6 protein-coding genes and 2 pseudogenes are annotated in these 8632 nt (G+C 43.4%); 4 read left to right on the forward strand and 4 right to left on the reverse strand.

Features of this window, described 5'->3' with window-relative positions; genetic code table 11:
* Nucleotides 1-313 precede the first annotated feature (313 nt).
* The 4 genes and pseudogenes from ltrA (QUA90_RS29510) to QUA90_RS29530 all read right to left on the reverse strand — a co-directional run bounded on the left by ltrA (QUA90_RS29510) (nucleotide 314) and on the right by QUA90_RS29530 (nucleotide 6702).
* The gene (ltrA, locus tag QUA90_RS29510; RefSeq protein WP_333448690.1) at nucleotides 314-1978 is read right to left on the reverse strand and encodes a group II intron reverse transcriptase/maturase; all 1665 of its coding nucleotides are present in this window, start codon (nucleotides 1976-1978) and stop codon (nucleotides 314-316) included.
* A gap of 670 nt (nucleotides 1979-2648) precedes the next feature.
* Entirely contained in the window at nucleotides 2649-4334 is a 1686-nt protein-coding gene (gene ltrA / locus QUA90_RS29515; RefSeq protein WP_333448691.1) for a group II intron reverse transcriptase/maturase, read from the reverse strand.
* Nucleotides 4335-5399: 1065 nt separating this feature from the next.
* Nucleotides 5400-6161 (reverse strand): annotated as a pseudogene (locus tag QUA90_RS29525) (hypothetical protein); the annotation flags it as partial.
* A 13-nt stretch (nucleotides 6162-6174) separates the two neighbouring features.
* Nucleotides 6175-6702, reverse strand: coding sequence for a hypothetical protein (locus QUA90_RS29530; RefSeq protein ID WP_333448692.1), 528 nt, complete (start codon nucleotides 6700-6702; stop codon nucleotides 6175-6177).
* Between the two features lie 144 nt (nucleotides 6703-6846).
* On the opposite strand from QUA90_RS29530, the gene QUA90_RS29535 reads away from it, so the two are divergent.
* The 4 genes and pseudogenes from QUA90_RS29535 to QUA90_RS29550 all read left to right on the forward strand — a co-directional run.
* On the forward strand, nucleotides 6847-7200 hold the full coding sequence (locus QUA90_RS29535; protein ID WP_333448693.1) for a transposase family protein: 354 nt from the start codon (nucleotides 6847-6849) through the stop codon (nucleotides 7198-7200).
* Nucleotides 7201-7217: 17 nt separating this feature from the next.
* Entirely contained in the window at nucleotides 7218-7901 is a 684-nt protein-coding gene (locus QUA90_RS29540) for an ISL3 family transposase (protein WP_333332878.1), read from the forward strand.
* Nucleotides 7897-8325 carry a transposase gene (locus QUA90_RS29545; RefSeq protein ID WP_333448694.1) on the forward strand — a complete coding sequence of 143 codons (429 nt, stop codon included), beginning with the start codon at nucleotides 7897-7899 and terminating at the stop codon, nucleotides 8323-8325. Before QUA90_RS29540 ends, QUA90_RS29545 begins: the two co-directional genes overlap by 5 nt.
* A gap of 42 nt (nucleotides 8326-8367) precedes the next feature.
* Nucleotides 8368-8478, forward strand: a pseudogene (locus QUA90_RS29550) (IS1 family transposase); the annotation flags it as partial.
* Nucleotides 8479-8632: the final 154 nt, after the last annotated feature.

Genomic DNA, 8632 nt, shown 5'->3' on the forward strand with positions numbered 1-8632 from the left:
CTTTTTTTGGCATAGGGGGTTTGGCGTCCCTGTGAATCGGCTGCCCTTAATTATAACTAATTATCCGAACCTGATATAACTTGTTCAGGGTGTGGGCTAACCTTGTCTTACTCGGTTTTAATTCTAACCCAATGCCACTTAACCACTTCTCTATTTCTACCTGGCATAGCTTTACAACTTCTACATCCTCATGGAGGAGTCGGGTAAAGGGATTACATCGCTGTAACCCCCTCGTCGGGTAAGGTTCGAGCGTCGCCGCTCTCCCCTCCCCTGAGAACGCAGCATGAGAGTTTCCAACTCACTGCGCTCAAGCCTAACTTAAGGCCTTTTGAGACTGGGTTTGAGTTTTGGAATGTACCTGTTTGTGACAAGCTAGATGGACGTGCTGTAGGTTGTACTCGTCGTCAGTACCGCCTTTAGCAACAGGTACTATGTGGTGGGTTTCTATTTCCTCTCCATTTAACAATAACTCTCCGCAGATAGGACAAATCCAGTTTTGATTTTGAGCGACGGAATAGTATTTACCGCCCTTACTCCAGTATGATTTGCCTAGTCTTTGGTTTCGATTGAGCCAATATTCTTGTTGAAGAGGGTTGTCAGGTGAAGTATTCCCTTTAACCTTTATGTGACGTTCGATGGGCGTATACGCTATCGGATAAAGAGTAATAATTTTCTCTTTTCCTCGGCGGTCGCTAATTGTGGTAGCGAACGTCCATTTATTGCCTTTGATGGTTTTAAAGTATCTTTTTCTGACCCACTTTGTGTTTTTCTTAGGATGTTGGCGTTTACACCACCGCCAGAGGTATTCCCACACCCTGTGTGAAATGTAACTGAAGGTTTGCTTGCTAACTACCCCTCTATAGTAGTTGGCAAAACCCCTGAGAATCGGATTCAGCTTTCTAATTATTGCCTCTTGGTTACTCCCATCCAGACTTTTTATCTCTTGACCGATTCTCTTACAAAAATTGAGAACTTTAGGTTTTGAGGGTTTGATTAACAGTTTACTGTTGTAATGTCTGAGGTTATAACCCAAAAAGTCGAAGCCATCTTCTATTGACGTGATTAACGTCTTCTCAGCACTGAGTTCGAGTCCTTGTTCGGACATCCACGCTTGAATCTGGATTTTGGCAGTTTCGAGACTTCCTTTGTCTCTAGCTGTGACAATAAAGTCATCAGCATATCTAACCACGCCTAGTCGGTGGTTGGTGGATTTTATATATGTTTCTAATCCATGCAGTCCGATGTTGGCTAGAAGTGGGGAGATGACTCCTCCCTGTGGTGTGCCCGTCTCTGTAGGGTTTACTTTTCCTTTGAGAACAAATCCAGCTTTTAACCATCCTTCGATTAGCCCTCTTTTAGGAAAGTTACTAATCATTTTTAGGATAGATTCATGGGCGATGTTGTCAAAAAAGCCTTTAATATCAGCTTCTAGAACCCATTTATCATTGCTACCTCTGGGATTGTCACTTAATCTGGTGAATGATTGTTCGATAGCATCTTGACAACTTCTGCCAGGTCGGAACCCATAGGAATTGGGTTCAAATCTAGCTTCCCACTCAGGTTCCAGTGTATTTTTAACTATTGCCTGCATGACTCTATCCCTGACGGTTGGGATACCGAGGGGACGCATTTTGCCATTTTTCTTGGGGATTTCTACTCGCCGCACAGGTTTTTGATTTCCACCCTTCCATGTATTAACAAATTCCACTCTTTGGGCTGGTGAGTTGATTACCTCCTTATCAATACCAGCGGTTTGTTTACCTTGATTGGTTTGAGTGATTTGTCGGACAGACAATAATAGGTTGGCGTAACTTCTTATCATTAATTTCTGCAAGTTTCTGAGCTTACGGAAATTACCAGTTTCTGAGGCACGAAAGATTCTTCGACGTAGATTTCTCACGGCTTTACTCATCTGTCTCCAGTTAATCTGGCTCCAATCTTTAAGCCGTTCTCTTTGTCCGTTTACGGTCATTTTCATGGCAGGATCTAACTTGTCATTGAGTTCGATTTATTTGTCTTTTCTTCTATTCGTGTTAGACCGAGGTTAAGTCTGCTATTACTTTCGTTCAGGAGCAAATTTTGAACTCCTATCTGAATCATTACAACTCAGCATTCGCTTTTTAACCCTTCCTCTATCCTCCAGAAAGTTGTGTCCTCGTTACCTTAGACCTACTAGGAGTTTTCGACCTCTCCTAGACTCTGTAGGACTTACCCTGTCGTATCGTTTGGTTTTACATTCTCGGTTAGGTGCTATCTAGTTCAGCGATGGGTTTAAGTTCACACGACTCATAAATAAGGGAGTTATAAATCCACCCATAATGTCCTATCAGCCTTATTTGGACACTCCCGGTATTACGCCGTTTAACGATAGTTCACTTTCGTTCACCATTCGAGAACTCTCTCTAGCTCCTGACCGACTTAGGCTGTCAGCTTCGGCTACATTCGTGGTCTGCACTCCAGTTGTTTCGTTACCTACTTGACCGTGACCGGACTCTGAGAATAGAGTCTTTTACGTGAGAGTAAGGGGTGTGAATCCCTTAGTGGAGTAGGCTCCACGTGCCGAACGACCTTTCAGGTCGCGCCCCTCAAAACCGGACTTGTACCTTTCAGCACATCCGGCTTAAGCAAATTACTAGCTTCCACATGCTTCAGTCATTTTGCAGCATGAATCTGTTGATGACAGTAGAAGTGTAAGAATCGGAGATTTTTGTAGCTATTACTCCCACCCTGTTGTTTTGGTTCAATGTGATGAACATGCAGTTCTTCCCTCCATCTCGTTCTTCCCCGTTGAATAGAGATTCTCCGCATTTAGGACAAATGCATCCTTGGTTCTGAGCAATCTTTTGCTTACTGGGAGTAAGAGATTTAGATTTAGCCTTCTCCCTGTTTTGCCAGTAGCTTTTAAGATTTGGATCATCAGGAGATGATCTGCCCTTCACCAGAATATGTCTTTCTATCCTGAACCAGCTAAATTTGAGCAAATGCATTCCTGTGGTTTTGTCACCAAATACCCATCGGTCGCTACGCTCTAAATTCAGCCTGCCCCAATACCGGCTTTGTCTCCAGTAACGGGGTTTTGTAGGGTGGGTGTGCTTGACATAGCGAACTGCCCGATGAAACATCCAACGGTCAAGACTATGAAAAATTTCACAAGACACTCCTGAACGGAAATAGTTCGCCCATCCTCGAATAATGGGGTTTAAGCGTTTAATAATTGCTAGAACATTCGACCCTCGCAAGGAGAGCCATTCCTTTCGCAACTTATTCCGTATTTTGCTTACCGATTCCTTGCTTGGCTTAATCAGCAGCTTCCAACCTGTTTTAGAGGTTTTTTCGGCTCTGTAGTGTCTGATGTTGAAGCCTAGAAAGTCGAATCCCTCACTCAGATGAACAATTTTGGTTTTCTGGGCCGATAGCTCTAACCCTCTTTGTTGCAACCAACTTTTTAGGATTTCAATCACTTCTTCGGCATCTTCTTTAGACTCACAGAATGCTGCAAAATCGTCCGCATAACGAACAATTGCTCGCTTTCCAATAGACTGACCTCTGGAGTCGTATTTGGCACCAATGGCTTCCTCCATTCCATGCAAGGCAATGTTAGCCAACAAGGGGGACACCACGCCGCCCTGGGGAGTTCCACTATCCGTTTCATGAAAAACTCCTTGTTCCATGTATCCTGCCTTGAGCCATTGTTTAATCAGTTCCCGACCAGGGACTTCACCAATTGCCTTGAGCAAGAATTCATGGCTGATATTGTCAAATGCGCCTTTGATGTCAGCATCTACGACCCATTTCTTCCGTTTATTTGGTCGAGCTAAGCCGAAGATCTTCTCAATTGCATCATGACAACTTCTACCAGGGCGGAATCCGTAGCTGGTTCCCTCGAAATTTGCCTCCCATTCTGGTTCAAGAGCGTTCTTGACCATTGCTTGAAGACATCTATCTTGGACAACCGGGATTCCCAAAGGACGTTGTTTTCTGTTTGATTTCGGAATGTACACCCGACGCACAGGTTTTGCTCTCCAAAGGGTGAAAACCGATAATTCATCGACCAGTTTGCCTCTGGCTGTAGGAGTTTTCACCACTACTTTGTCAATTCCTGGCGTATTTCTACCTGCGTTCTGCTGCGTCACTCTGCGAACACTCGTAAGAATATTGGCATAGCTTCGTAGCATTAGCTTTTGAAGCGAACGTACCTTTTTATAGTTTCGTTCTGTGGTCGCCCGAAAGATTCTCTGTCTCAAATTCCTGACAGTCCGATTGACTTTGCGCCAGTTAATGGCGTTCCAATCGGTTTGCCCTTTGGTTCCGTTTGCTAAAGCTATGCTTTGCATCTAACTTGTCCTTCAGTGAGAAATCATTACAGAAGTCTTTGGGTAATTCACCTGACCCACGTCAGCACCCTTTCAGGTTGGGTATTGCCCTATCCAGCAGGTTATGGATTTCCTTTGCCTTTCGGCTTACTGGCGTTCGCTTCTTGGGTCATCCCTGTCCCACTGGGGAATTCAGTCGTCCTTGCGGTTGACCTACTGGAAATCCAGACCCCATTGCGGTTATCACGTTCCACATGTTAGAGATGCAACTGAAGAGGGTGTCTCCTCTACTGCGGGGACGGGGTGTCCTCGAATTCGATTCATAAGACCGAATTCCGTGCCTCGATTGGTAAGACCGAGGTTCATTGTCCCTTCATCACCGTATCAGCCATATTTCGATGACCAGACGTCACGCAGCCTCATCAGAGATTCACTTGCGTTCACCCATTCAGTCTTCCTCTTGCCCGGTTTGTCCAAATGGCTTGGACGCTCCTTAGACGTTACCTCCTTGCAAAAGACCCCACCGTTACCAGTGATGCCCTTGGAGATTGAGGATAGGTTTGGACACTAACCTAGAGAAGTCACCTCCTCACTCACAACATGCGACATCGTGTCGCGCTCACCATGTCGTCCGCGTAGCGGATTGTTGGCTCGATAATATCTTTCGTTGAGGTCTTGTCAGTAATTCTTTGGTTTGATATCCTATGGTATCTGTGAATACTTTCAATTCCATTTAAGGCGATGTTAGCTAATAGTGGACTTACCACCCCACCTTGAGGTGTCCCCTGTTCGGGAAATTCTGGGTTGACTCCGGCTTTGAGACATCGGCAAATTCCTTGTCTTATACTCTTAGGAGCGATGATTCTGGGCTCTTCTGGGTTTGCGGTGGAAACTGTATAATTAAGGAACTTTATGCTAGAGGCTAAGCTCATGGATTTCCATCTTGACGGATTACTCAATTTGCCAGACATTACGATTGAAAGATGTATTAAAAACTGGAGTTTAGACTAAAAAACGATCGCATCTAAAAGTACCTGCCTTTCAACACCGGGCAAGTTATTGCTCAACAATTCCAAATAGAGGAGATTAAACAACTAATCTTGAGGACTTTTTGCGTCGAGAGACTCGTTTTTTGACAGTGGGATATCGTGGTGCCGATATCCGTACCTTTCCTGTTTCCCAACCAGGAGATTTTCCCCTCGGTTTAGGTAGTTTCGTCGGAGTACCAATGTCAACTAAAATCGATAACATTGATTGGGCAACACGTCCAGGAGTTAAATCGATCGTAGCAGATTGCCAAGGCAGTCGATTTTCTTTAACTAAATCCCTAGCCAGCCAGAGTTGCCAACTCATCAAGGGCATTAAATCACTCCACCGCTCACATTGAGAGGGAGTTCTCAGGTTAGGCAATGTCCAATGTAATCTTTGCTTGGCAAACCGATACCAATGATCCACTCCAAAACGTCGTAAATACTTAAACCAAACTATTTCTAAAGGTAGAGTTCGTTTTCCCACCCAAGCCAACCACAAGGGTGGAAACGGCTGACCGTTTGACATGGGATTGAGTCTTTCGATGAGAATTAAATTGACAGGATGTTCAGGGGCGCGATAAAAATGTAAGTCAAGCCATTGACGGACTCGGACTTGTCCCAACTGTGGATGAGAGTCAATTTCGATCGCAGTATCCACTTTGAGCCATGTGGTTGGGTCATTGAGTCTCATTTTGGACCCGTGTTTTCGCGGTCTACCGCGACCACTATAGGCTGGTGGTGCTGACCAAAAACAAGCATTCTTTCGGACTCTCATTAAGCAATCAGCTTGAATATCTGCTTGCGCTAATACCCAAGTTGCATTGCCATATTCAGGCGTCTAAGACTGCTAATATTGGGTTGACGCTTTGTTCGCAAACAAGTTTGAGTTGGGAAGCTGCTTGAAGTATGGGTGAAGACCCACTACTAATTCTTTCATGGAGTAGGGGTAATGCCCAACTTCCTTGTTCTTCAGGTATCCACGCAATTGTACTATATCCCTGTCCAACAATGCAGCCTTTCTGATATTCATGGGTTCTGTCTTTTAATGTTTGAGCGTCAGGTCTCGCCCATGCAGTGTGGTCAATTGCCACTAATATATGTTCTGTTCTAGGTACTTGCTGCTGTAATTGCTCTTGATACAGCATCATCAGTTTTTTCCGGTCTGGTCTACAGTCTTGTAAGGCTTCATAGACGCTTGACCATTGACGATTGAATAGCGGACTGAGCGAAAATTCCGCCAAACAAGCCGCATTCCTGGTTGTCATTACTGCATCCATCAGCTCGAATGTTGCATCTTTCGCCAGCACTAATAACTCGTATGCTGCTTGACGAAAGTCTTTTAATCGTTCACTGTTCATTAAGGGAGTGGATAGGTTTTCTTTTCACCCTTATTCTCTCCCAGCGCGGTGGCTCTAGTTCTTCTGAAGCCACCTTTCTCATCTTTATTTAGTCTAAACTACAGTAAAAATGATAGAAAAACAATTTTAAAAGTGGGTTTTTTGATGGATTATGCTACTTGTCCTCACTGTCAAAAGTCCACAGATGAACTCCATCAGATTCGTCCAATCTTGATTCGAGATTTACCGATTTCAGGTCAGTTAATCGAATTGGAAATTCCTCGTCGCCAATACTACTGTATAAATTGTCAAAAATATTTCACAGAGCAACTGTGTTTTGTTGATGAAGGTCGGCGCTATACTCAACGATATGAGGAGTATATTTATCACCGTGTTCAGGTGACAACAGTAGAACAGGTAAAACGAGAGGAAGAATTAAGTTGGGATCAGATTCAAGGAATTTTTAATCATCAGCGAGAACAAGTAAAAAAGCCTCATGGGGAGCGGTTAAACGTCTGAGTATCGATGAAATTAGTATGAGAAAAGGGCATCAAGATTTTGTGACTGTAGTTTCCGATATTGACCAAAGTCAATTGATTGAAGTGATCGACAGTCATGAACAGCAAGGTATCATGGAAGTCCTTATTCAGCAACCGATTGAGGTTCGCGAGCAGGTGTTAGAAGTGAGTGTAGATATGTGGGGTGGTTTTCCCAAAGTAATCCAAGAAGTTTTTCCGAATGCGATTGTGGTGTATGACCGATTTCATGTGATGAAATATGTGAATGAGGAATTGAATAAGATCCGAATACAAAGCAATATTAAAGGAAAAGGGAGTCGATTTATTGTCCTGAGAAATGGTGGAGATTTAAAAGAAGAGGAACGGGTTAAATTGGCTACAGTTTTAAGTCAATCTAAGCGTCTTAAGCTGGCCTATGAATTGAAGGAAGAATTCAGAGAGATTTTTGAAAGTCATCATAGTGTGGAAGAGGGGAGAGAATCACTGCTTAAATGGATTAAGAAAGCACAACCAATTTACAGTGATACCCTAACCATGCTTCGCAATCATATCGATGGAATTTGTAACTATTTTTTGAACCGAACAACGAGTGGTGTTATGGAGGGAATCAACAATCGTCTCAAACTGATTAAACGTCAAGCCTATGGATTTGTTAATTTTGACAATTTTCGAGATCGACTATTAGCTTGCTTTTCTAATTAGTCTTTCTTATCACCGCCAACCCAGAAGACCCGTAATTGGTGCAATTAGTCTCACCCAATTAGTGGCATTAATGACCATGGACAACTCGATGGATAGCCAAGCATTTGAGGTATTTATCGCTCAATGTTTAGTGCCACAATTGGGGTCGGGAGCAGTAGTAGTGATGGATAACTTACCAGCGCATAAAGTAGATTCAATTAAGCCTATGATAGAAGCAGTGGGTGCTTCTATCTTGTGTTTGTCCCCATACTCTCCTGATTTTAATCCAATTGAATTATGGTGGTGGCAACTCAAATCTTTATTGATCCAGTTTTCACCAATCAGCACTAAAATGGTTGACAGGATAATTGCTGTGGCTCTTGACTTAATTAATCCGAAACATCTTAAAAACTGGTTTACTAATTGCTGCTACTGTACCTCATAACATCCGGAAGTGCTGTAACTTGTGAGTAATGCTCCGCGAGTTCGACTGCATCGCAAGAAACTATGCTATTCCAAATCAGAAGAACTAGTGATAAACTCAATTAGATTGTTACTATATTATTTGAAATTCTGGGATGTTCCGGTTGCTCAATAATTCATACCGATATTCAGCAACGCCAAAAATTTAAGGGTAAAAAACCCTGAAGACTGCAGAGAATTAAGTCATCAATTACCATGTAGAAACAGAGGTCAAGCCCTCGGTCTATTAGTACGCCTCAGCTTCATCCCTCTCAGGACTTCCACTTAAC

The sequence above is a fragment of the Microcoleus sp. D3_18_C4 genome (assembly GCF_036702355.1).
Lineage (GTDB): Bacteria > Cyanobacteriota > Cyanobacteriia > Cyanobacteriales > Microcoleaceae > Microcoleus.

Bases quoted from the DNA above. Each gene is read 5' to 3' on its own strand.
- QUA90_RS29530 (WP_333448692.1), bottom strand. From the start codon at position 6,702: ATGAACAGTGAACGATTAAAAGACTTTCGTCAAGCAGCATACGAGTTA.
- QUA90_RS29535 (WP_333448693.1), top strand. From the start codon at position 6,847: ATGGATTATGCTACTTGTCCTCACTGTCAAAAGTCCACAGATGAACTC.
- ltrA (WP_333448691.1), bottom strand. From the start codon at position 4,334: ATGCAAAGCATAGCTTTAGCAAACGGAACCAAAGGGCAAACCGATTGG.
- QUA90_RS29540 (WP_333332878.1), top strand. From the start codon at position 7,218: ATGAGAAAAGGGCATCAAGATTTTGTGACTGTAGTTTCCGATATTGAC.
- ltrA (WP_333448690.1), bottom strand. From the start codon at position 1,978: ATGAAAATGACCGTAAACGGACAAAGAGAACGGCTTAAAGATTGGAGC.